Genomic DNA, 22329 nt, shown 5'->3' on the forward strand with positions numbered 1-22329 from the left:
CGTCCCCGCCCCGCCTGCCACGCCCGCCCCGCCCTCGGAGTCCTCCCCGCGGGACGGCTGCCGCACGGCCGCGGCGCCCGCGTCTGCGAGGATCATGGGATGAGCGACGCCGCCGATGCGCACACACCCATCCGCGCCGGCATCCCCGAGCACGGCCGGGTGCCGAAGTACTTCGCGGTGAAGACGCGGCTGGAGGCCGTCCTCGACGACCTCGGTGAGGGCGCCGTCCTGCCCGCGGAGCGCGAGTTGGCGGTCGACTTCGGGGTGGCCCGCGAGACGGTCCGGCAGGCGCTGCGCGAACTGCTGATCCAGGGGCGGGTACGGCGCAAGGGCCGCGGCACCGTCGTCGCAGGGCCGAAGCTGGTCCAGCCGCTGTCCACCGGGAGCTACACCGAGGGGGTGCGGCGCCAGGGCCGCACCCCCGGCCGCTTCCTCATCGGGCTGGAACGACTCGGCGCGGACCCGGTGCTGGCCGCCGAGCTGAGCCTCGCGGCGGGCGACCCGGTCTGGCACATGGAGCGGGTGCTGCTCGCGGACGAGGAGCGCGTCGGCCTGGAGAGCACGTACCTGTCGGTGGCCCGAGTGCCGCACCTCGACCGGGACTTCGCACCCGACACCTCCTTCTACGCCTTCCTGCGCGACACCGTCGGCGTGGTGCCCGCCGACGTGGACGAACGGATCGAGACGGTGCTCGCCACGCCGCGCGAGGCGCTGCTCATCGGCACGCCGCCGGCCCTGCCGATGCTGCTCCTGCACCGCACCAGCCGCGGCGGCGACGGCGCGCCGCTCGAACGCGTCCGCTCCCTGTACCGCGGGGACCGCTTCAGCTTCACGGTGCACCTGAGCCGCGACGACTGACCTGGCAGGACTGGGCGGGTACGCCTCAGCCGCCCGCCACGGTTGGGCCGGCACCGCCCCTTTGGTCACGGAAAGATAACGGGTCTAGTCCAAATGTGCTGGGCAGTTCACTGCCGCGTCGGCTGCCGGACGCCTGCGCGCCACCGCACACCGGGAACGTCGTCGCCGTGAAAGTCACTGTCGTCGGAGGCGGCGTCCTCGGAACCATGCATGCCTGGCATGCGGTCCAGCGCGGCCATCAGGTTGTCCATCTGGAGCGGGAGCGCGAGGCGCGCGGCGCCTCCGTCCGCAATTTCGGCCTCGTCTGGGTCGGCGGCCGCGCGGTCGGCGAGGAGCTGGCCACCGCGCTGCGGGCCAGGCAGCTGTGGGAGGAGATCGGCGCCCGCGCGCCAGGGGTGGGCTTCCGCGCCAACGGCTCGCTGACTCCGGTACGCACCGAGGCCGAACAGGCCGTCGTCGACGAGGCGTTGAAGCTCCCCGACGCTCCCGAGCGCGGCTTCTCCTGGCTGACGCGGCAGCAGGCCCGCGCGCGCAATCCCGCGCTGCGCGGCGACTTCCTCGGCGCGCTGCTGTGCGACCGGGACGCCGCGGTCGAACCGCGGGTCGCGCTCCCGGCGCTCCGCGCGCACCTGGAGGCCACCGGCCGCTACACCTTCCTGCCCGGCCGCGAGGCACGGGAGGTCGGCACCGGCCTGGTCCGCGACGACCACGGCGCGGTGCACCGCGCCGACAGCGTCGTCGTCGCGACCGGCGCCTGGCTCTCCGGCCTGGTCCGCGAACTGGCGCCGCGCCTGCCGGTGCGCCGGGTCCGGTTGCAGATGGCGCAGACGGCTCCGCTCGGCGAGGCACTCACCACCTCGGTGGCCGACGCCGACTCCTTCCGCTACTACCCCGCCTACGCGGGCACGGCACTGGAGGCGCTGGGCGCAGGGCAGCCGCAGCCGCCGGTCGCCGCCGCCCACCGTATGCAACTGCTGCTGGTCCAGCGGGCCGACGGCTCGCTGACCGTCGGTGACACCCACGAGTACGACGAGGCGTTCGGCTTCGACGTCACCGAGGACCCGTACGACCACCTCAGGGAGCGCGCGGCGGAGCTGCTCGGCCGTCCGCTGCCGGCGGTGCGGCGCCGCTGGGCCGGGGTGTACGCGCAGTGCACCGATCCGGCGGCGGTGGTGCACCGCGAGGAGGTGACCGACGGGGTGTGGCTGGTCACCGGCCCCGGCGGCCGCGGCATGACCTGCTCGCCGGCCATCGGCGAGACCACCGCGAACACGATCGGCTGGTGAACCCCATGACCTCCACCGCACCCTCCCCGCAGCCCGTTCCCGTTCCCGTTCCCGCCCCCGCCGGCTCGTCCGGCCGCCCGGCGCATCCGATCCGGCTGGTCGTGCTCGACATGGCCGGCACCACCGTCGCCGACGACGGCCTGGTCGAACTGGCCTTCACCCGCGCCGCCGAGGAGATGGGCGTCGCCCCCGGCAGCGCCGACCACGCGGCCAAACTCGACCATGTCCGCGCCACCATGGGCGAGTCCAAGATCACCGTGTTCCGCGCCCTGTTCGGCGAGGAGGAGACCGCGCGACGCGCCAACACCGCTTTCGAGCGGGCCTACGCGGAACTGCTCTCCGCGGGCCGCTGCGCTCCGCTCCCCGGCGCCGAGGAGACGATCGGCAGGCTGCGGGCGGACGGCCGCACCGTCGTGCTCACCACGGGCTTCTCCCGCACCACCCAGGACGCGCTGCTGGCCGCACTGGGCTGGACCGGCATCGCCGACCTCACCCTGTGCCCGGCCGACGCCGGCCGCGGCCGCCCCTACCCGGACATGGTGCTCACCGCGGCGCTGCGCACCGGCGCGGAGGCCGTCCAGCAGATCGCGGTGGTCGGCGACACCGCGTACGACATGCTCACCGGTGTGCGGGCCGGCGCGTCCGTGGTGGCCGGCGTGACCACCGGCGCGCACGGCGAGGACCGCCTGCGCGAGGCCGGCGCCACCCACGTCCTGCGGTCGGTCGCCGACCTGCCGGACCTGCTGCGGGAGTACGGCTCGTGACCCGGTCCGGGATCCGCTTCGACCGGGTCGGCGTGGTCTACGGCCGCACCACCGTGCTCGACGGCCTCGACCTGGAGGTGGCGCCCGGCGAGGTGGTGGCGCTGCTCGGGCCCTCGGGTTCCGGCAAGACCACCGCGCTGCGCGCCGTCGCCGGATTCGTGGCGCCCACCACGGGCCGCGTGTTCATCGGCGGCCGGGACGTCACGTCCCTGCCGCCGCACCGGCGCGGCGTCGGCATGGTGGTCCAGCAGTACGCGCTCTTCCCGCACCTGAGGGTCGATCAGAACGTCGCCTTCGGCCTGCGGGCCCGGCGGGTCGGGCGGGCGGAGGCCGCCGCGCGCGCCGCGGAGGTGCTGGAGACGACCGGCATGGCCGCCTACGCCCGCCGCTACCCGCGCGAGCTGTCCGGCGGCCAGCAGCAGCGCGTGGCGATCGCCCGCGCGCTGGCCGTACGCCCCGACGTGCTGCTGCTCGACGAACCGCTGTCCGCGCTCGACGCCCGGCTGCGCACCGACATGCTCGCCGAACTCGCCCGGCTGCACCGCGAGCTGCCCGACGTCTCGGTGCTGTACGTGACCCACGACCAGATCGAGGCGCTGACCCTCGCCGACCGGATCGCCGTCCTCGACCAGGCGCGGCTCCAGGACTGCGGGACGCCCCAGGACCTGTACCGGCGCCCGCGCACCGCGTTCACCGCGGGATTCGTCGGCAGCGCCAACCTGCTGCCGGTGACCGTCGGCGACGGCCGCACGGCCCGTCTCGGCGACGTCGCGCTCACCCTGGGCCCGGACGCCGCACCGGCCGGCGACGGCCCCGCGCCCGGCGCCCAGGCCACCCTGTGCCTGCGGCCGCACGCCCTGCGGCTCGCCGGCGGCGGCAGGGAGCCGGACACCGGCGGCAACCTGCTGCACGGCACCGTCACCGGTGTCCAGTGGCGCGGCCACACCCACCGGCTGCTCGTCGACACCGAGGGACACACCGTGCGCGCCGACGTGGGCGACCTGCGGCAGCCGCCGCGACCCGGAGACGCCGTCGCCCTCGCCTTCGACCCCGACGACGCGCTGCTGCTGCCCGGCGGCCTGACGGAAGGGCAGCCCGTTGGCTAGCGCACGCCCCGCGACGAGGCCGGCCACCGGCTCGGGCGAGCCTCGGGAGCCCGGCGCGGCGGCGCATGCGGCCGGTGCTACGCCGGACCGCGTGCCACGCCGGGCCCGCTCCGCCCGCCCGGCGCTGCTCCGGACGCTGTGGGCGCTGCCGCCGGTGGCCGCGCTCGGCCTGTTCTTCCTGTACCCCCTGGCGCTGGTGGTCCGGCAGTCCTTCACCCCCGACACCGGCCCGCGCTCGGCGCACGCCTACCGCCAGGTGCTGGGCGAGCACTCCTTCCGCAGCGCCGTGTGGAACACGGTGTGGATCGCGGCGGCCTCCACGGCCGGCTGCCTGGTGCTCGGCTTCGGTCTGGCCCTCGTGGTCGCCTTCGTGCCCTTCCCCGGCGCCAAGGTGCTGGGCCGCTTCATCGACGTCTTCCTGGCCTTCCCGTCCTTCCTGATCACCCTCGCCCTGCTGTTCGTCTACGGCAGCGCCGGCCTGGCCAACGGCGCGTGGACCGACCTCACCGGCGCGGCGAGCGGCCCGGTGGACTTCCTGCGCACCCCCTGGGGAGTGCTGCTGGCGGAGGTCACGTACTTCACGCCCTTCGTGATGCGGCCCCTGCTCGCGGCCTTCTCCCAGGTCGAACCGGCCCAACTGGAGGCCGCCGCGTCGCTCGGGGCACGCGCTCCCCGGATCGTGCGCCAGGTGATCCTCCCCGAGTCGCTCGCCGCGCTGGCCGCGGGCGGCGGCCTGGTGCTCGTGCTGTGCCTCAACGAGTTCGGCATCGTGCTGTTCACCGGCGCCAAGGGCGTCACCACCCTGCCGCTGCTGGTCTACTCCAAAGCCATCCTCGACGGGGACTACCCGGGCGCGTGCGTCGTCGCGGTCGCCTCCGTCCTGCTGTCGGCCGCCTGCTACGGCCTGTACCGGGCGGCGATGGCGCGCGCCCTGGGAGGTGGCCGCCGTGCTGGTGCATAGCCGAACCGGGCGCGCGGCCTGCTGGGCCGTCTTCCTCGTACTCTTCCTGCCGTTGTTCGCGCTGCCCTTCCTCGTCGTCGTCATGGCGTCGCTGGCCTCGCACTGGAGCGGCGCGCTGCCCTCGGGGGCGACCCTCGCCCACTACCGGGAGGCCACCCGCGGCGACGCCCTGCACTCCCTCACCACCAGCCTGCTGACCGCCGCGGGCGCGAGCCTGCTCGCGCTCACCACCGGCACCTGGGCGGCGCTCGCCGCGCACCGCCTGCGCGGCGCCCTGCGACGGGTCCTCGACGTCCTGTTCATGCTGCCGGTCGCGGTGCCGTCGGTGGTGGTGGGCCTGTCCCTGCTGGTCGCCTTCTCCCGGCGGCCGATCCTGCTCAACGGCACGCCGTGGATCGTCGTCCTCGCGCACACCGTGCTGGTCACCGCCTTCGCGTACCAGTCGGTCGGGGCGGCGCTGACCCGCCTCGACCCCGCCTACGAGCAGAGCGCCGCGAGCCTGGGAGCGCCACCGCTGTACGTGCTGTGGCGGATCCGGCTGCCGCTGCTGCTGCCGTCCCTGACCGCCGCCACCGGCCTGTGCTTCGCCATGTCCATGGGGGAGTTGAGCGCCACGATGATGCTCTACCCGCCCGACTGGACGCCGCTGCCCGTCCAGATCTACGCCACCACCAACCGCGGCGCCCTGTTCACCGGGGCGGCCCTGGCCGTCGTGCTGATGCTCGCCACGCTGGCCGTCCTGCTGGTCATGGGCCGGGCCCGCACCCGCGCCGCCCACCGCTGACCGTCCCTCCCGCTTCCCCGTGTGCCCCGATCCGAGGAGTACGACCCGTCATGCACCACGTCACCCCGCCCCCGTTCCGCACCGCCACCGCCCTGCTCGCAGCGCTCGCGCTCGGCGGAGCCCTCACCGCCTGCGGCGGCGCCTCCCACGCCGCCGACGGCAAGCCGTCCACCGAGGTGACCGTCTACAGCGCCGACGGCCTGAAGAGCGAGAACGGCGACGGCTTCTACGACAAGGTCTTCCAGCAGTTCACCGCCAGGACCGGCATCAAGGTCCGCTACGTCGAGGGCGGTTCGGGCGAGATGGTCCAGCGCCTGGTGCGGGAGCGGTCCAACACCCAGGCCGACGTCGTCGTCACGCTGCCGCCGTTCATCCAGCAGGCCGCGTCCAAGGGCCTGCTCGACCCGTACACGGCCGCCGGTGAGGACCATGTCGCCGCCGCCGACAAGGACGCCCACGGCGCGTGGGTGTCCATCGTCGACAACTACCTGTGCTTCATCTACAACACCGAGCAGGTCCCGCGGCCGCCGAAGACCTGGGCCGACCTGCTCGCCCCCGCGTACAAGGACAAGCTGCAGTACAGCACCCCGGGTGTGGCCGGCGACGGCACCGCCGTGCTGATCAAGGCCATGCACGACCTGGGCGGCAAGGACCCGGCGCTGGCCTACCTGAAGAAGCTCCAGGCCAGCAACGTCGGGCCGTCGGCGTCCACCGGCCAGCTCGCCGGCAAGGTCGACAAGGGCGAGCTGCTGATCGCCAACGGCGACGTGCAGATGAACTACGCCGACATGGCCTCCATGCCGCACCAGGGCATCTTCTTCCCCGCCGCCGACGCCACCTCCGAGCCCACCACCTTCGGCCTGCCGTACGCGGCGGGCGTGGTCAGGAACGGGCCGCACGAGGACGCCGCGAAGAAGCTCATGGACTTCTTCCTCAGCGCCGAGGTGCAGCGGCAGGTGTCCTCCGTCGGCGGCGGCTTCGCCGCGCGCACCGACGTGGAGGCCACCGACCCCAACGCCCGGAAGCTCCGGCAGATCATGGCCGGAGTCGACGTCTTCACCCCCGACTGGAACGACGTCAACACCAACCTGACGTCGTACGTGGACGCCTGGAAGGACGCCACCGGCAGCTGAGGCCACCGCCGGACAGCCCCGCCCGCCCCACGCACGCGCCCGTACCCGTACCCGTATCCGCACCATTCCGTACCCGCACCGCACGCGCACCGACGTACCCGCACACCGACCCCCGCCCGGCCGCTGCCGCAGCGCAGCGCACCCTTCCGGAGGAAGCCCGTGTCACCCGTCAACCGCCGTACGTTCCTGCACTCCGCCGGCGCCCTCGGCGCGGCCGTCGGCCTGGAGGCGCTGCCCGCAGCCCTGCGGGCCGCGTCGGCCGCCGCCGCGACCGGCAGCGCCTCGCTGGACTCCGTCGAGCATGTCGTGATCTTCATGCAGGAGAACCGCTCCTTCGACCACTACTTCGGGACGCTCCAAGGCGTCCACGGCTTCGCCGACACCGCGCGGCTGCGCTTCCCGGCCGGCTCCGACGTCTTCCAGCAGACCCGCAGCGGCTCCGCGGGCGGCGCCGTGCTGCGGCCCTGGCACCTGGACACCGCCACCACCGACGCGCAGCGCGTCAGCGACCTCGACCACTCGTGGTCGGGCACCCACAGCGCCTGGAACGGCGGCCTGTACAACAACTGGATTCCCGCCAAGTCCGCCAAGGCGATGGGCTACTACACCCGGGCGGACGTCCCGTGGCAGTACGCGCTCGCCGACGCCTTCACCATCTGCGACCAGTACTTCTGCTCGGTGCAGGGACCGACCAACCCCAACCGCCTCTACCAGTGGTCGGGCTGGATCGACCCGGCGGGCACCGCCGGCGGCCCGGTCACCGACAACAGCGAGGCCGGCTACACCTGGACCACCTACCCCGAGCGGCTCCAGGCGGCCGGCGTGAGCTGGCGCGTCTACCAGGAGACCGACAACTACGACGACAACCCGCTCGCCTGGTTCACCTCCTTCCGCAACGCGCCGACCGGTTCCGCCCTCTACCAGCGCGGCATGCTCAAGACCACCGACTCCGTCGCCGCGTTCACCGCGGACGTGGCGGCGGGCACCCTCCCGCAGGTGTCCTGGGTGGTGGCGCCCGCCGCCAGGTCCGAGCACCCCGCGTACCCGCCCGCCTACGGCGCCGACTACGCCGGGCGGGTCCTCGCGGCCCTGGCGGCCCACCCCGACGTGTGGGCCAGGACCGCCGTGTTCCTCAACTTCGACGAGAACGACGGTTTCTTCGACCACGTGGTGCCTCCGGTGCCGCCGGCCGGCACCGCCGACGAGTTCGTCGGCGGCGCGCCCATCGGGCTCGGCCCCCGGGTGCCGATGACCGTCATCTCCCCCTGGAGCGCCGGCGGCCGGGTCTGCTCCGAGGTGTTCGACCACACCTCCGTGCTGCGCTTCGTGGAGCAGTGGACCGGAGTGGCGGAACCCCACATCTCCGCCTGGCGGCGCACCGTCTGCGGCGACCTCACCTCCGCGTTCGACTTCACCCGGACCAGCACGGCCTTCCCCGGGCTGCCGGACACCGCCGCGCTGGTGCGGCAGGCCGACGCGCAGGACTCGCTGCCCGCCGCGAACGCGCCCTCCTCCTCGCCGGCCCAGCCGGCCCAGGAGACCGGCGACCGGCCCGCGCGTCCCCTCGGCTACCGCTTCGACACCACGTCCTGGACCGACACCGCCACCGGCCGGATCTGGTTCAAGACCGTCAACAGCGGCACCTTGGGCGCCGGTTTCGCCGCATACACCGTCAACCACCGGGCATTCGCCGACTGGCGGTACACCTGCCCGGTCGGCGGCTCGGTCTCCGACTACTTCAGCGCCCAGACCTACGGCGGCGGCCCGTACGACTTCGACCTGCTCGGCCCCGACGGCTACCTGCGCGGCTTCCAGGGCGACGTCCGCACCGCCGCGAGCACCACCAAGGCCCACCCTGAGGCGGCCGTCACCGACCGCGGGGACGGCGCCACCCTGACGCTGACCCTGACCAACGGGGGCCACGCGGCAGCCGTCTTCACCATCGCCGCCAACGTCGCCCACGGGGCGTCCGGCGGTTCGGCCCGCACCGTCCAGGTGGCGGCCGGCGCCACCTGGACCGGCACCGTCGCCGCCACCGCGGCCGGCCGCTACGACGTGACCGTCACCGCGGACACCGCCGACGGCTTCGCCCGCCGGTTCGCCGGACGGCTCTACCACCTCTGACCGGCTCCGGTGGGGGCCCCGCCGCTTCCGGCGGGCCCCCACCGGGGACGGCGGGGCACGGGGGTCGGCCGCGACACAGGACCGACGCGTTCCGGACACTTGTGCGGAACAGCCCCGGACGGCGCGCGGCACCGGGCGATGATGGCCGCCGCGAACCGTCGCGATCCGTCGCCCCGCGTGACCGAGGAGATTGCTGTGGTGGAGCACATGCCCGTGCTGCGGCCCGAGTTGGACCGGATACCCGCCTACCGGCCGGGGCGTTCCGCCGCCGCGGCGGGCGGACCGGTGTGGAAGCTGTCCTCGAACGAGAACCCGTTCCCGCCGCTGCCCGGCGTGCTGGAGCGGGCGGTGGCCGCGGCCTCCTCGCTCAACCGCTACCCGGACCTGGCCTGCACCGGTCTGGTCGCGGAGCTGGCCGAGCGGCTCGGCGTACCCCGCGAGCACATCGCCACCGGCACCGGTTCCGTCGGCGTGACCCAGCAGCTGCTCCAGGCGACGGCGGGCCCCGGCGACGAAGTGCTCTTCGCCTGGCGCTCGTTCGAGGCGTACCCGGTGCTCACCCGGATCGCCGGCGCCCGCCCGGTGCACATCCCGCTGGCGGCGGGCGAGGCGCACGACCTGGACGCGATGGCCGCCGCCGTGACGGACCGGACCCGGCTGGTCTTCGTCTGCAACCCCAACAACCCGACCGGCACCCTGGTGCGCGGGCCCGAACTCGAGCGGTTCCTGGACCGGGTGCCCCGCGACGTGCTGGTGGTGCTCGACGAGGCGTACCTGGAGTTCGTCCGGGCCGACGAGTTCCCCGACGGCGTGCGGCTCTACCGCGACCGGCCCAACGTCTGCGTGCTGCGGACCTTCTCCAAGGCGTACGGGCTGGCCGGACTGCGGGTGGGCTACGCGGTCGCGCACCCGCCGGTGGCCGAGGCGCTGCGGCGCACGGCCGTCCCGTTCGGCGTGACGCAGCTCGCCCAGGAGGCCGCGGTGGCCTCGCTGCGGGCCGGGGACGCGATGCGCGAGCGGGTCGCGTCCCTGGTGGCGGAGCGCGAGCGGGTCCACGCGGCGCTGCTGGACCAGGGCTGGCCGGTGCCGCCGTCGCACGCCAACTTCGTGTGGCTGCGCACGGACGGGCGGACGGAGGAGTTCGCCCGCAGGTGCGAGGACGAGGGGGTGCTGGTCCGCGCGTTCGCGGGGGAGGGGGTCCGGGTGACGGTCGCCGAGCCCGCCGCCAACGACCGCTTCCTGCACGCCGCGGAGGTGTTCCGCAAGGGGGAGGCGGCCGTCAGCCGGTCGCCCGGACCGCCGTCCGCCGCCTGACCGGCCCGCGCAGCGCCCACTGCCCGAGCGCCGCGACCCCGCACAGCGCGCCGCAGGTGAACCACAGGGCGGACGGGCCGACGGTCAGCAGGCGGGTGCCGACCAGGGGCGCGGCGAAGGCGCCCGCCCCCCACGCCATGCCGTACCAGCCGTTGTAGCGCCCGCGCAGCTGCGCGGGCGCGAGGTCGGCGACGAGGGCCGCGCCGATCGAGGTGACCAGGACCTCGCCGACCGTCCACACCACGAGGGTCGCGGCGTAGCCGGGGGTGGCGGAGGCGAAGGCGGTCAGCGCGTTGCCCGCGCCCATCAGGAGCATGCCGAGGACGAGGCCGCCGGTGCGGTCCAGCCGGGACAGCCGGTGGCCGAGCAGCGGCTGCAGCACGACGACGGTCAGCCCGTTGAGCGCCATCACCAGGCCGTAGGCCGACGTGGGAAGCCCGTCCCGGCGCATCACCAGCGGCAGGGTGCTGAGGGACTGGGTGAAGACGACCGCGCACAGGAACACCAGGAGGACGAAGGTGAGCATCAGCCGGTCGTGCAGGACGTCGGCGGCGCGGCCGGCGCGCTGTCCCGACGCCGCCTGCGCGCTCTGCTCCGGCACCCCGAACCAGACCAGCACGCCGAACCCGGCGCAGGTCAGCGCGTCGATCCAGAACAAGGTCAGGAAGCCGTCGCGGGCCAGCGCGCCGCCGGCCGCCATGGACAGCGAGAAACCGAGGTTGACCGCCCACAGCAGCAGCCCGAAGGCCCTGGGGCGCTCCTCGGACGGCAGGACGTCCGCCACGATCGCCTGGGACGCGGGCCGGAACAGGTCGGTGACCAGGCCGAGGAGGAAGGCGAGGGCGATCACCGCGGCGGTGCCGCGCGCGTATCCCAGGGCGAGCATGGTCAGGCCGGTGGCCACCGTGCCGCCGGTCAGCGCCACCCGGCGCCCCCAGCGGTCGGCGATCATTCCGCCGATCGGCTGGGAGAGCACTCCGCCGGCCCCTAACACGGCCAGCACGGTGCCTGCCCCGGTGGCCGAAAATCCCCGCTTGGATGTGAGATAAATGGCCAGAAAGGGATACACCATCGTCCCGAGACGGTTTAGCAGGGTGCCCGACCAGAGAATCCAGAAGGCGCCGGGAAGCCCCCCGAAACGGGCCTTGGCCGCGCTCGCCGCCCTGCCGCGGAGGCCGTCTGTGAACGTCTGTGTCGTCGTCATGGCCGGATACTCGCAGGCGGCCCGAATTATGTCGACCACGGCCGGTCTCTCGGTATCCTCGTACCGGGCGCGACCGCTTACCGGCCACCGCCGGGGCTTGTCCCAGATTCTGAGACGCGATTGACACTCGCGAACGCGCGAACAAATAATCTGGCGATGGCTTCGGCCACCGGGGGAGGGGGCGCACACAATGAGCAATTCCACCGCAGGGCGGCGTCATGTGGTTCTCGTCGACACCTATGAGACCGCGTCGCACGGAGTGCCGCAGACCGCCCGCCATATAGCCCCCGCATTCCTGGACGCGGGATTTTCCTGCGTCCGGGTGCAGAGTTCACCGACCCCTCCGGGCGTGTACGCCGCGTCCCGCCCCGCGTGGGAGAACTACACGGCGAACATCGTCCACGACGGCGACCTCGCCGCCACCGTCGCCGCCCTGGCGCCGTACGACCCGGTGGCCGTCATGGCCGGCGGCGAGTACGGCGTGGCCTTCACCGACGTGCTCGGCGAGGCGCTCGGGGTGCCGACCAACGGCACCGCGCTCAGCCACGCCCGCCGTGACAAGGCCGCGATGGCGGAGGCGGTGCGCGAGGCCGGGCTGCGCACCGCCCGGCAGTTACGCGCGGAGACCGAGCATGACCTGGTGGAATGGCACCGCAAGACCGGCGGGCGGATCGTCGTCAAGCCGCTGAGCAGCGCCGGAGGCGACGGCGTCGCCTTCTGCGACACCCCGGAGCAGTCCGCGGCGGCCTTCCGCCGGATCGTCGGCGCGCCGGACATCTTCTCGCTGCCCAACACTGCGGTGCTCGCCCAGGAGTACCTGGTCGGCACCGAGTACATCGTCAACACCGCCAGCCTGGACGGCGCCCACCACGCCGCCGAGATCTGGCGCAGCGCCCGGTTCTCGGTGAACGGCATCCGGGACCTGTCCGGTGGCTGCTGGCTCGTACCGCGCCAGGGCGACCTGCACGACACCCTGGTCGCGTACGCCTTCGGGGTGCTGGACGCCCTCGGCGTCCGCCACGGCCCCGCCCACGTGGAGCTGAAGATGACACCGCAGGGGCCGTGCCTGATCGAGGCCGGGGCGCGGCTGTCCGGCGGCGATCTGCCGCATTACGCGCGGCTGGCCGCGGGGGAATCGCAACTCGACTGGGCGGTGGACTCCTATGTGCGGCCGCACCGTTTCGCGGCCAGGCGCGGCACGCCGTACACGATCGACCGGCACTTCGCGTGGGTGGCGCTCATCTCCCCGGTGGCGGGAAAGCTGGGCCGGTACCCGCACATCGATGATATCCGCGCGCTGGAGAGCTTCCGGGAGATGTGGGAGCTGGTGAAACCGGGCGGCGAGATCAAAAAGACCGTGGACGACACCTCCTATCCAGTCATAGTCAACCTGATGCACGAGGTGGAAGAAGTGGTCTTGCGGGACATGGGAACGATCCGATATCTCGACGGGATTGGTTTTTATGAACTCGACCAGTGACTTATCAGGAGCGGAATACCGGGGGTCGGCGGCGTGACGACGGAATTGACACTGCCTGTCGCCCCTTTCAGCGCCGACGTCGAGCACGAACCGCGCTATGACTCCGCGGCCACGCTGGCGGACGACCCGGCAGGACTGACCTGCAGCGTGACGGTCGGCATGCGCTGGGGCGCCCAGGGCAAGTGCCGGCGCCTGCTGGGCTACCCGTCCTTCGAGCTGGCGGCCGAGACGGTCAAGAGCGGCCGGCACGACGCCCTTCTGGTCGCCGGGGCCTACCCGGAGATCCGCTCCTTCTTCTTCGACCCGGAGCTGCGCGCGGTGGAGGCGTTCGTCAGCCCGCTGCCGGACATGGTCTTCGCCGCGCCCCTGGAACACGCCTCGCAGGAACGGTTCGACACCGTCCACTACCACCCCGCGACCACCCGGCTCTTCGAGTCCTCGGTCCGGGGCAGGACCGAACACGCTCTCACCGCCTCCTCGAACAGCGCCGCCTGCCGGTCGGCGCTGGAGGACTCCGGCCGGTCCGCGGCCATCACCAACCAGACCTGTGCCGACCACTACGGGCTGAAGACCCTTGAGGTACTCTCCGTCGGCACGCCCATGAGCTTCGTCGTCTTCGAGCGTAGGGTCCGACAGCCTTGACCGAGCTTCTCCGCATCGCCATCGCCGTGGACAAGTCCATGGAAGCCGGATCGGTGGCCAACGCCGCCGCGGTCGTCATGGGCCAGCTGGCCCGGATCGACTCCCGCGTCTACGCCGATGACGTACGGGACCGGGACGGCCTGCTGCACGCGGGCATCCGCTACAACACCGTGGTGCTCTCCGGCCGGGCCGGCCATCTGGCGGGCCTGGTCGAGGGCGCGTCGGCGCAGGACCTGCACACCGTCGTGTTCACCGCGCAGGGCCAGGCCCTCAGCAACCGCTTCGAGGACTACCGGGCGCTCGTCGGCGGCTCGGCCGCGGCCGAACTCGGCCTCTGCGCCGTGGGCGTGATCGGCGAGCACGAGCAGATCCGCGCGCTGACCAAGCGGTTCAGCGCGTACCGGGGCTGACCGGGGCTGACCGGGCTGACCGGGGCCGGCCGGTGTCCGACGCGGGGCGGGTACGGAGCGCGGCTCCGTACCCGCCCCGCCGGGCGCACGCAGAGCGCCGCCCCGGGGACGGCGCGCGGCCCCCTCACGGCGGGCCGGCCGGCTCAGCCGCCGCCGCTCGTGCCGAAGGTGACCCGCTAGAAGCACACGCCCTTGCACGCCAGGGTGGCCGAGTCGTCGAAAGCGTACGAGCAGGCGTACGGCTCGGCCTTCTTGAACACCTGCGTGCAGCCCGCCGGCCACCTCGCCGGCACGCACGCCTCGCGCCCGGCCCGCGCGTCCGCGCTCCGGGCCGGGTCGGTCCCGGGCGGCCGGGAGATCCAGGTGACGATCACGACCGCGGCCAGCGCCGCGGCGACCGCCGCGAACCCGCCGCGTGAGGACCGGGCCCGGTGCCGCCTGCGCGTCGTTGCGCGCCTCATGGACAGGAGACGCCGGCTCGCTGCGGCGGATCACGCAAATCCCGCGCGCCCGCGGGCGGCGTCCCCCGGCCCCTCCGGCTCGGCCGGATCGGCCGGCGGCGGGGCACGGCGCGGCCGGGGCGAAGCGGGTGAGCAGCCCGTCGCGCTCGACCGGGGATCCGCGCTCGGGCTCACCCTCGGCGCCGGGCTCCTGCTCGCCGCCGTGCTGGTCGCGCTCACCGTGCTGCGCCGGCCCGGCGACCGCCGCGGCCTGCGGCCCGTCCTGGACCGACGCGGCGCTCCGGCGCCCGCCCGCGCGTGGGGTATGTCACGAAAGTCCCGCAAACGGAACTTGCGCCCCCGGGCGGACGTCTGGCCGTTTGTCGAGGCGACGGCACCAGACGAGAACAGACGAGCAGACGAGAACAGACGAGGGCAGGGCAAGGTCGGGCATGGGCGAGCGGCAGGTCGGTGACGAGCACCCGGGGGAGAGGCGGAAGGAGAGGTCGCTCGACCTGAGCGTGCCGCAGGTGGCCGGAAGCGCCGTCGCCGCGGTCGTGGCGGCGAAACTGGCGGCGAACCTCGGCGTCTACGGGACCATCCTCGGCGCCGGCGTGGTCAGCGTGCTCGGCACCTGCGGCGGATCGATCTTCCAGCACGCGTTCCGGCGCACCGGCCGGCACATGCAGGAGGTCGCCGTCCAGGCCAAGCCGAGGGTCCGCCGGCTGCCGCGACACGCCGGCGCTGCCGTCCCGCCGCCGTCCGGCCCGGAGCGGCAGGAGACGACCGGCGCACACGACGCGGCGGCCGACCCGTACGCACCGACCGACCCCCACGCCGCGGGCACGCTGTACGGCTCGGGCACGCTGTACGGATCGGGCGCGCTGTACGGATCGGGCGCGCTCGGCGCGGCCGCGGGAGAGCCGGCGGCGGCGCAGCCGGGAGGCGGGTACTCCGCGGCGACGCTGCACCGGGCCCGCCGGGGCGGCTGGAAGCGGCCGGTGGTCGCGGTCGCGCTGGCGTTCGGCCTGACCATGGGCGGCATCACCGTCTACGAGGCCGCGGCGGGCGAGAACCTCAGCGGGAGCGGCTCAGGCACCACCGTCGGCGACGTCTTCTCCGGCGGCGGGTCCTCCGGCTCCGGGCACACGCCGTCGCCGCGGACCTCCACCACAGCGCCGGCCGGTTCCGGCAGCGGCAGCGGGGGCGCGCAGACGGGGCCGACCACCCCCACCACGGCGCCGCACGGCGGTGGCCCGTCGACGTCGCAGCCGACGGCGCCCGCCACGCCGGGCGCCGGCTCCGGTACCGACGGCGGTACGGGCGCGAGCGGCGGCGGGCCCACGCAGCCGTCGGGGCCCACCGCCACGGCCACCCCTCAGCCGACGCCCACGCCCTCCGCCTCCGCGGGCGGCGGCGGGTGGCTCAGCCCCTGAGCTGCCCGGCGATGTCGGCCAGGTGCCGCCCCTGGTAGTGCGCCGCGTCCAGGGTCGCCTGGTCGGGACCCTCACCGCCGCCGCTCGGCCAGCTGGTGCCGTACGGGTTGCCGCCGGCCGCGAAGAGCGACGGGTCGGTGTAGCCGGGCGGCACGATGATGCAGCCCCAGTGGTAGAAGACGTTGTTCACCGACAGCAGCGTCGACTCCTGGCCGCCGTGCCGGTTCATCGCCGAGGTGAAGCTGGTGGCGGGCTTGTTGTGGAAGACGCCGGCCTGCCACTGCTGGCCGGTGCGGTCGATGAACTGCTTGAGCTGGGAGCTGACGTTCCCGAAGCGGGTCGGCGTGCCGAAGGCGTATGCGGTGGCCCACTCCAGGTCCTCCAGGGTCGCCTCCGGAACGGAGTCCTTGGTGGCGTCGACATGCGCGCGCCAGGCCGGGTTGGCGTCGATGGCCGTGTCGGGGGCCACCTCGGCCACCCGGCGCAGCCGGACGTCGGCGTCACGGCTCTCGGCGCCCTGGGCGACGGCCTGGGCCAGTTGGTGGACGTTCCCGGTGGCGCTGTAGTAGATGACGGCAACTCGGACAGCCACGTGCGTTACTCCCGCCCGCTCGACAGTGAGACAAGTGATGCAGTGCGCGTCGTCGCTGTGAAAGCGGCGACGCGACCCCACTGTCTTGGCAGCACTCGTCCCCGGCGGCGACCGCCGCCCCGCGCCCACCGCGATTCACCCGTTCGGCCGTCAGGACGACGCATTTCCGGCGTCGCGCGCACCGTATCCCGCCGACGTCGAAGCGATCTCCGGGCGGGGCGGTGGCGCGGCTCTTTCACTCCGGGTCGGAATCCTTTTCCCTCGGGCCCGGTTCCTGCTCGTCCTCCTTGGCTTCGATGGCCTCGGTGTAGGAGTTGAGGACCTCGTCCATGGCCTCGTCCTCCACGTCGTCGTCCTCGAGCGGAGACCACGGAGTGTCACGGTCGCGCGGCGCGTCAGTCATGTCCCCCGCCTTGCCCGGAGCGCGGGGTTGATGCGCAGACGCGTGGGCGCCGGCCTCTCCTGGCGGGGAGAAGCCGGCGCCCACTGTCCCGAGACGGTGCTCAGGGGGTGTGCTGAGGGGTGGTGCTCAGTACGCGGAGTTGACGTTGTCCATGGTGCCGTACCGGTCGGCCGCGTAGTTGCAGGCGGCGGTGATGTTGGCGACCGGGTTGTAGATGTTCCAGGACGTGCCGGACACGTGGTACCGGTTGAACGTCGGGTTGATCATCTGCAGCAGGCCCTTGGAGGGGATGCCGTTGCGGGCGTTGATGTCCCACAGGTTGATCGCCTGGGGGTTGCCGCTGGACTCGCGGATGATGTTGCGGTGGATGCCCTCGTAGCTGCCCGGGATGCCCTTGGCGTGCATGATGTCGAGGGACTGGCGGATCCAGCCGTCCAGGTTGTCGCCGTACGTCTTCGCCACGTGCCGGGGCGCCGCGGCCGGCTTCGCGGCGTGGTGCACCGCGGTGCGCTTGGCGGACCGCGACGCGGCCTTGTGGGTGTGCTCGGCGGCGGCCTTCTTCGCGGTGGCCTTCTTGGCGGCGGTCTTCTTCGCCGTGGCCTTCGGGGCGGCCTTCTTCGGCGCCGGCTTGGTGGCCGCCGCCAGGTCGGGCTGGTGCTTCGGGGCGACCGAGACGGTCTTGTGCGTGGCGAGGTCGGTCGTGGCGCCGGTCAGGGAGACCGGCTGCTTCAACGGCTGCCCGGCGGTGACGCTGAACCCTGTGGGTGCGTCCGCCGCGGTCGCCGCTCCGGCTCCGGCCGTCGCCTGCAGACCGGTGACTGCCAGCACGACCGCCGCACCGGCGCCTGCGCCGACCGTGGTGATCTTGTGCTTCCTGGGCAGGCGGTTGAACGCGGCGAGGGTGGGGAGCTTCTTCGGGATCGCGGGGAGCTGCATAAGGCTTTTCCTCTTCCGTTGGGGACTCGTGAATTGTTAGAGGTTTCGAATTCACGGGTCAAAGACCCCGGCTACGGAACAATGCGTAGATGGGGCATGAAGAAGAGCGCCGTAATCCGTACAACCGCTCTGTTGAGCCGGACCGGCCGGATCGCGTCTACTAATCCCGTTCGTATGTGAAGCGCGTTACGTCGCTGGGATCACCCGGCCCCGCCGTTCGCTCACTCAGCGACCGTGCGAAATCACGGTGCGTCACCGAATACACGGGCCTTTCCGGCCCCGAGTCCGCCGTGCAGGACATACGGCGGGCAGCCCTCCGGAACCCGGCCGCCCCCGCGGCCGCCGCCGCCTTCGCCGGCTCCCGCCCGGTGCTGCTGCACCGGGCGCTCGCGCCCGCGGCGACCTGCCCGCGGCGGTCCACCGCACGCTCGCCGAGGACCGCGCCCCCCGGTGTCCGCGCCGACCTCGCCGCGAACCCCGCGATCGGCGAGGAGCTGATGCGCGCGACGGCCGACGACCCCACACCGGAGGTGCGGCGCGGGCTCGCGGCCAACCCGCGGGCGCCTCTCGACGTCCTCGCGTCCCGCGCCGGCACCGCGGGAGCCGGCGCCACGCTGCCGCCGCGGATCGCCGCCGCCTCCCCGGCGGAGGTCGAGGCGTCGGCCTGCTCACCGATCCCGGCGGTGCGGATGCTCGCGGCGGGGCGGCGCGACCTGCCGCACACGGTCCGCGATCGACTGGCCGACGACCCCGACGCGAAGGTGGTCAAGGCGGTCGCCGGCCTGTCCGACACGCCGCTGCGCGCGGGGGTCGAGCGGCACGGCGTGCACGTCCTCGCCGCGGTGGCGGCCGACCCCGACGCCGCTCCGGCGCTGCTGGAGGACCTGGCCCGCCACGGACGCCCGGTGCGGAAGGACTTCCGCGTGATCGCACAGCACGGCGACGCGACGGCCACCGCGCTGCTGGTCTGCCTGGAGCACCCCGGGGCCAGGCGGTGGGCCGCCGGGCATCCGGCGCTGGCGCCGCCGGTCGCCGCCGGCCTCGTGGCCGACCCGGACGGTCAGGCGGCCGAAGCGGCAGCGGCCAATCCGGCCCTGCCGCCCGCCGCGGTGGCGGACCTGCTGTCGGGACGGGGTGGACAGCGACCGCCCGTGCGAAGAGAATCGAGGTGATTCACCACCACCAACGACACATCAAGAGTCCTGCCCGGTGACGGAGTCGGTGCGGGGGCCGTGCCCCCCTCCCGCGCCACCACTGGACGGTTCCAGGCGGCACCACGGGTCGGCGCTTCTCGGGCACCGACGACCCCGGAGCGCCGTCCCGCCGGGCAGCGAAAGGGACTCGCCGTGCCCTCGGCGACCTACCGTTCCCTGCTGCGCACCCCGGGCGCCGCCGCCTTCTTCCTACCGGCCTCGCTCGGGCGGGTCGGCATCGCGATGACCAGCCTCAGCATCGTCTGGCTGGTGCACGGCGCGACTGGCACCTTCGCCGCCGCCGGCCTGGTCGGCGGCGCGTTCGCGCTGACCGACGCGCTCGTGGCGCCACAACTGGCCCGTCTCGTGGACCGGTTCGGGCAGACCCGGGTCCTGCCGCCCGCACTGCTCGGCCACGCCGCCGCCGTCGCCCTCCTGCTGTCACTGGTCGCAGCCGACGCCTCCGACGCCCTGCTGGCCCTGGGCGGCGCCCTGGTCGGGGCCAGCGTTCCCCCACTCGCCGCGATGTCCGCGGCGCGCTGGGCGGCCCTGCTGCGCACCGGCCGCGCGGGCGAACTGCCCACCGCCTTCGCACTGGAGTCCGTCAGCAACGCCGTCGGCTACCTCGTGGGCCCCGCGTCGGTCAGCGCGCTCGCCGCGGCCGGGCATCCCGCGGTCGGCACGGTGCTGGCGGCCTCGCTGACGGTGGGCGGGGGCCTGGTCCTCGCGGCGCAGCGCGGCAGCGCGCCCCCGCCGACGGGCGGCGGCGCCGCGCACCCCGGCGAGGACCGGGCGCTGCTGCGCAGCCCCGTCGTCGTCCTGATGGGCCTCAACCTCGCCCTCGGCGTCTTCTTCGGCGCCATGCAGGTGTCGGTCACCGCCTTCGCCGTCGAGCACGGTGCGCCGGGCGCCGCGGCCCCGATCTTCGCCGTCTCCAGCTGCAGCGGCCTGGTCGCCGGATGGCTGTACGGGCTGCGCCGCTGGCGTGCCGCCGCCCCGGTGCAGCTGCTCGCGGCGGCCGCCGCGCTGACGCTCGGCACGCTGCTGCTGCTCACCGTCGGGTCGTCGGTGGGGCTCGCCCTGGTCGTGGCGCTGACCGGTGCCACGATCCCGCTCCTGCTGGCGCTCTGCTCCGTGCTCGCCGAGTCCACCGTCCACCGGGCCGTCCTCACCCAGGCGTTCTCCTGGCTCGGCTCCGCCGGCGCGGCGGGCTCGGCTGCCGCGGCAGGCGTCTCCGGCTGGGCGGTCGACGCGCTCGGCGCACGCGGCGGCTTCGCCGTCGCCGCCATGGCCGCCGCGGCGATGACGCTCCAAAGCCTCGCCGGGCTCCGCCTGTTGACGCCGTCCCGCGCGGACGGCGGCCGCGTATGCCGACGGCGGCGCGCCCCGGCTCCGTCACGCTGACGCACGGGGCGGCCCGCCCGCACGCAGCGGCGCGGACCGCACGTGCCCGAGCCTCCCGCGGACGGCCCCGCGCCGCTGCGGTGTGCGGGCGCGTTCTCGCGCCGTCCACCACGGCTCGGGGCCCTCGCCGGGGCGCTGTACGCCGGACCCGCCGTCCGCCGCGGGCCCGCGCGCACCGCGACGACGGCAGGGCCGCCCGCTCGTGGCGGACGGCCCTGCGGCCTCGCGCGCCCCCGGGTGGGGAACGCGCTCACGCGGGGGTGACCCGCGGGATCAGTGCGAGTGGCCCTGGCTCGGCATGACCTGCGTCGCCCCCGGTCGCGGCGGCATCGGCTGGGTCGCCGCCGTGGCCTGCGCGGCGAGGTTGGCCGCCGCGGTGGTGGCCTCGAACTGCGGGTTGGCGGGGGCCGGTTTGCGGTCGTGCAGGCGAAGGGCCCCGGTGAAGTCGCCGAAGGTCCTGCGCCGCCACTTGCTGATCGGCCCGAAGGTGACGGGACCGTTGCCGGACAGGCCGCCGGCCGCGGTGATCGCCTCGATGAACTGCAGTCCCGAGGTGTGGTCGGAGACCTCGGAGAAGATCCTGCCGCCCACGGTCCACGGGGAGACGATGATGCACGGCACCCGGAACCCGCCGCCGACCGGCAGGCCGCCGCCCGGAGTGCCCTTGGGGGAGGGCATCGTCACGAACTCCTCGGGGTACTTGCGGGAGTTCGGGACCGGCGGCGGGACGTGGTCGAAGAACCCGTCGTTCTCGTCGTAGTTGAGCACGAACACCGTCGAGTTCCACAGCTCCTCGTTGGAGGCGAGCGCCTCCAGCTTGGACGCGAGGTACTGCGCGCCGGCCGCGGGCAGGTTCGGCGGGTGCTCGTCGGCCTCGCTCGGCATGTACAGCCAGGACACGTCGGCGAGCACGCCGTTGGCGCAGTCCTCCTCGAAGCCGAGCGTCGGGTCGGCCGCCATGGTCGGACTCGTCGGGTTGCCCACCCGGCCCGGCGTACCGTCCCCGTACAGCGTGCCGCCGGTCATCACGGAGTTGTACAGGGCGACCGGCAGCGTCGTCCTGTTCTGGAAGTTCGCGAACCAGGCGAAGACGTTGAAGCCGCTCGTCGCGCCCGAGAAGTACGTCTTGACGCTGTGGCCGGCGTCGAACAGGATCTCCGCCGCCGACGGGTAGGTCAGCGGGTTCGGCGTCACGGTCTCCAGCACGGGCCCGCCGTGCGTGCCCTGCGGGTCGTTGGTGCCGGACATCCACACCAGCCGGTTGGGGTCGGTCGGGCCCAGGATCGAGCAGTGGTAGTTGTCCAGCAGGGTGAACGACTCGGCGAGCGCCCAGTGGAACGGGATGTCCTCGCGGGTGAAGTACCCCATCGTGTAGGAGCCGTTGACCTCGCCGTCCGAGGCGAGGTGGGTGGACAGCCAGCCGTCCATCGCGCCGTGGTTCCACGACGCGTGCTGGTCGCGCCAGTCGTGGGAGAGCGACGGGACCGCGGCTGCGCCGGTGGTGAGGGTGGACATGTGGAACGGTTCGAGGTATCCGTCGGGGTTGGCCGGGTCGGGCTGCCGGAAGACCGAGTCGCCGTTCGGCAGCCTGATGGCGGTCGGGTCGGAGAAGCCGCGGGCGCCGGGGAACGTGCCGAAGTAGTGGTCGAACGACCGGTTCTCCATCATCACGTACACGACGTGCTTGACCTGGGCGAGGCTCCCCTTGGCGGGGCTCGCCGCGGCGGCCCGCGCGAGGTTCTCGGGCAGCAGGCCGGCCATGCCGGCGGCGCCGGCCAGCGTCGCCGCACTGGTGACGAAACGGCGGCGGGACATGCCCGACGGGGTGGAGGCGGAGTTGCTCATCGTCTCTCTTCTTC

The 22329-nt window shown here is 73.9% G+C and carries 21 protein-coding genes; 15 read left to right on the forward strand and 6 right to left on the reverse strand.

Annotated features, from left to right (window positions below; translation table 11 throughout):
- The first annotated feature begins 99 nt into the window (after positions 1-99).
- The 9 genes from V2S66_RS33300 (at position 100) to hisC (ending at position 10330) form a co-directional block, all read left to right on the forward strand.
- Positions 100-858, forward strand: coding sequence for a GntR family transcriptional regulator (locus tag V2S66_RS33300; RefSeq protein ID WP_330800675.1), 759 nt, complete (start codon positions 100-102; stop codon positions 856-858).
- Positions 859-1025: 167 nt separating this feature from the next.
- A complete protein-coding gene (locus tag V2S66_RS33305; protein ID WP_330800677.1) occupies positions 1026-2144 on the forward strand; it encodes a TIGR03364 family FAD-dependent oxidoreductase in 1119 nt (372 codons plus the stop codon).
- Positions 2145-2149: 5 nt separating this feature from the next.
- On the forward strand, positions 2150-2908 hold the full coding sequence (locus V2S66_RS33310) for a phosphonatase-like hydrolase (RefSeq protein WP_330800679.1): 759 nt from the start codon (positions 2150-2152) through the stop codon (positions 2906-2908).
- Positions 2905-4014 (forward strand): ABC transporter ATP-binding protein, encoded by a 1110-nt coding sequence (locus V2S66_RS33315; RefSeq protein WP_330800681.1) that lies wholly within the window; start codon positions 2905-2907, stop codon positions 4012-4014. Before V2S66_RS33310 ends, V2S66_RS33315 begins: the two co-directional genes overlap by 4 nt.
- Positions 4007-4975, forward strand: a complete 969-nt coding sequence (locus V2S66_RS33320; RefSeq protein WP_330800682.1) for a 2-aminoethylphosphonate ABC transporter permease subunit — start codon at positions 4007-4009, stop codon at positions 4973-4975. The genes V2S66_RS33315 and V2S66_RS33320 overlap by 8 nt, the downstream gene beginning before the upstream one ends.
- A complete protein-coding gene (locus V2S66_RS33325) occupies positions 4962-5759 on the forward strand; it encodes an ABC transporter permease (protein WP_330800683.1) in 798 nt (265 codons plus the stop codon). The genes V2S66_RS33320 and V2S66_RS33325 overlap by 14 nt, the downstream gene beginning before the upstream one ends.
- A 50-nt stretch (positions 5760-5809) precedes the next feature.
- Complete coding sequence (locus tag V2S66_RS33330) at positions 5810-6892, forward strand: 2-aminoethylphosphonate ABC transporter substrate-binding protein (RefSeq protein ID WP_330800685.1); 1083 nt, start codon at positions 5810-5812, stop codon at positions 6890-6892.
- Positions 6893-7051: 159 nt separating this feature from the next.
- Positions 7052-9016 carry a phosphocholine-specific phospholipase C gene (locus V2S66_RS33335; protein WP_330800687.1) on the forward strand — a complete coding sequence of 655 codons (1965 nt, stop codon included), beginning with the start codon at positions 7052-7054 and terminating at the stop codon, positions 9014-9016.
- A gap of 207 nt (positions 9017-9223) precedes the next feature.
- A complete protein-coding gene (hisC, locus tag V2S66_RS33340) occupies positions 9224-10330 on the forward strand; it encodes a histidinol-phosphate transaminase (protein ID WP_413966542.1) in 1107 nt (368 codons plus the stop codon).
- Here hisC and V2S66_RS33345 read toward each other — a convergent pair.
- Positions 10296-11534, reverse strand: a complete 1239-nt coding sequence (locus V2S66_RS33345) for an MDR family MFS transporter (protein ID WP_330800691.1) — start codon at positions 11532-11534, stop codon at positions 10296-10298. The two genes, hisC and V2S66_RS33345, sit on opposite strands and share 35 nt — an antisense overlap.
- Before the next feature lie 190 nt (positions 11535-11724).
- Here V2S66_RS33345 and V2S66_RS33350 point away from each other — a divergent pair, with 190 nt between their 5' ends.
- The 3 genes from V2S66_RS33350 to V2S66_RS33360 are packed head-to-tail and all read left to right on the forward strand — an operon-like array spanning position 11725 to position 14066.
- Complete coding sequence (locus V2S66_RS33350) at positions 11725-13014, forward strand: ATP-grasp domain-containing protein (protein ID WP_330800692.1); 1290 nt, start codon at positions 11725-11727, stop codon at positions 13012-13014.
- Between the two features lie 33 nt (positions 13015-13047).
- Positions 13048-13656 (forward strand): hypothetical protein, encoded by a 609-nt coding sequence (locus V2S66_RS33355; RefSeq protein ID WP_330800694.1) that lies wholly within the window; start codon positions 13048-13050, stop codon positions 13654-13656.
- Entirely contained in the window at positions 13653-14066 is a 414-nt protein-coding gene (locus V2S66_RS33360) for a DUF2000 family protein (RefSeq protein ID WP_330800696.1), read from the forward strand. The genes V2S66_RS33355 and V2S66_RS33360 overlap by 4 nt, the downstream gene beginning before the upstream one ends.
- A 176-nt stretch (positions 14067-14242) precedes the next feature.
- Here the strand turns inward: V2S66_RS33360 and V2S66_RS33365 are convergent, their stop codons facing one another.
- Entirely contained in the window at positions 14243-14527 is a 285-nt protein-coding gene (locus tag V2S66_RS33365) for a hypothetical protein (protein WP_330800698.1), read from the reverse strand.
- Between the two features lie 431 nt (positions 14528-14958).
- Between V2S66_RS33365 and V2S66_RS33370 the strand changes: the two genes are divergently transcribed.
- On the forward strand, positions 14959-15942 hold the full coding sequence (locus tag V2S66_RS33370; RefSeq protein WP_330800700.1) for a hypothetical protein: 984 nt from the start codon (positions 14959-14961) through the stop codon (positions 15940-15942).
- Here the strand turns inward: V2S66_RS33370 and wrbA are convergent.
- The 3 genes from wrbA to V2S66_RS33385 all read right to left on the reverse strand — a co-directional run bounded on the left by wrbA (position 15932) and on the right by V2S66_RS33385 (position 17873).
- Positions 15932-16534: an NAD(P)H:quinone oxidoreductase gene (gene wrbA / locus V2S66_RS33375; protein ID WP_330800702.1), complete on the reverse strand. Its 603-nt coding sequence runs from the start codon at positions 16532-16534 to the stop codon at positions 15932-15934. The two genes, V2S66_RS33370 and wrbA, sit on opposite strands and share 11 nt — an antisense overlap.
- A 235-nt stretch (positions 16535-16769) precedes the next feature.
- Positions 16770-16937, reverse strand: a complete 168-nt coding sequence (locus tag V2S66_RS33380; protein WP_330800703.1) for a hypothetical protein — start codon at positions 16935-16937, stop codon at positions 16770-16772.
- 126 nt (positions 16938-17063) lie between these two features.
- Positions 17064-17873 carry a transglycosylase SLT domain-containing protein gene (locus V2S66_RS33385; RefSeq protein WP_330800705.1) on the reverse strand — a complete coding sequence of 270 codons (810 nt, stop codon included), beginning with the start codon at positions 17871-17873 and terminating at the stop codon, positions 17064-17066.
- A 290-nt stretch (positions 17874-18163) separates the two neighbouring features.
- Here V2S66_RS33385 and V2S66_RS33390 point away from each other — a divergent pair, with 290 nt between their 5' ends.
- On the forward strand, positions 18164-19045 hold the full coding sequence (locus V2S66_RS33390) for a hypothetical protein (RefSeq protein ID WP_330800707.1): 882 nt from the start codon (positions 18164-18166) through the stop codon (positions 19043-19045).
- A gap of 174 nt (positions 19046-19219) precedes the next feature.
- Positions 19220-20470, forward strand: coding sequence for an MFS transporter (locus tag V2S66_RS33395; RefSeq protein ID WP_330800708.1), 1251 nt, complete (start codon positions 19220-19222; stop codon positions 20468-20470).
- Between the two features lie 273 nt (positions 20471-20743).
- Here V2S66_RS33395 and V2S66_RS33400 read toward each other — a convergent pair whose 3' ends face one another.
- Positions 20744-22315, reverse strand: a complete 1572-nt coding sequence (locus V2S66_RS33400; RefSeq protein WP_330800710.1) for a phospholipase C — start codon at positions 22313-22315, stop codon at positions 20744-20746.
- Positions 22316-22329: the final 14 nt, after the last annotated feature.

It is taken from the genome of Actinacidiphila polyblastidii, from assembly GCF_036353415.1.
GTDB classification, from domain to species: domain Bacteria; phylum Actinomycetota; class Actinomycetes; order Streptomycetales; family Streptomycetaceae; genus Actinacidiphila; species Actinacidiphila polyblastidii.

Excerpts from the sequence above, each read along its gene's own strand:
- V2S66_RS33300 (WP_330800675.1), top strand. The coding sequence starts at position 100 with ATGAGCGACGCCGCCGATGCGCACACACCCATCCGCGCCGGCATCCCC.
- V2S66_RS33310 (WP_330800679.1), top strand. The coding sequence starts at position 2,150 with ATGACCTCCACCGCACCCTCCCCGCAGCCCGTTCCCGTTCCCGTTCCC.
- V2S66_RS33330 (WP_330800685.1), top strand. The coding sequence starts at position 5,810 with ATGCACCACGTCACCCCGCCCCCGTTCCGCACCGCCACCGCCCTGCTC.
- hisC (WP_413966542.1), top strand. The coding sequence starts at position 9,224 with ATGCCCGTGCTGCGGCCCGAGTTGGACCGGATACCCGCCTACCGGCCG.
- V2S66_RS33345 (WP_330800691.1), bottom strand. The coding sequence starts at position 11,534 with ATGACGACGACACAGACGTTCACAGACGGCCTCCGCGGCAGGGCGGCG.
- V2S66_RS33350 (WP_330800692.1), top strand. The coding sequence starts at position 11,725 with ATGAGCAATTCCACCGCAGGGCGGCGTCATGTGGTTCTCGTCGACACC.
- V2S66_RS33365 (WP_330800698.1), bottom strand. The coding sequence starts at position 14,527 with ATGAGGCGCGCAACGACGCGCAGGCGGCACCGGGCCCGGTCCTCACGC.
- V2S66_RS33370 (WP_330800700.1), top strand. The coding sequence starts at position 14,959 with ATGGGCGAGCGGCAGGTCGGTGACGAGCACCCGGGGGAGAGGCGGAAG.
- V2S66_RS33380 (WP_330800703.1), bottom strand. The coding sequence starts at position 16,937 with ATGACTGACGCGCCGCGCGACCGTGACACTCCGTGGTCTCCGCTCGAG.
- V2S66_RS33385 (WP_330800705.1), bottom strand. The coding sequence starts at position 17,873 with ATGCAGCTCCCCGCGATCCCGAAGAAGCTCCCCACCCTCGCCGCGTTC.
- V2S66_RS33400 (WP_330800710.1), bottom strand. The coding sequence starts at position 22,315 with ATGAGCAACTCCGCCTCCACCCCGTCGGGCATGTCCCGCCGCCGTTTC.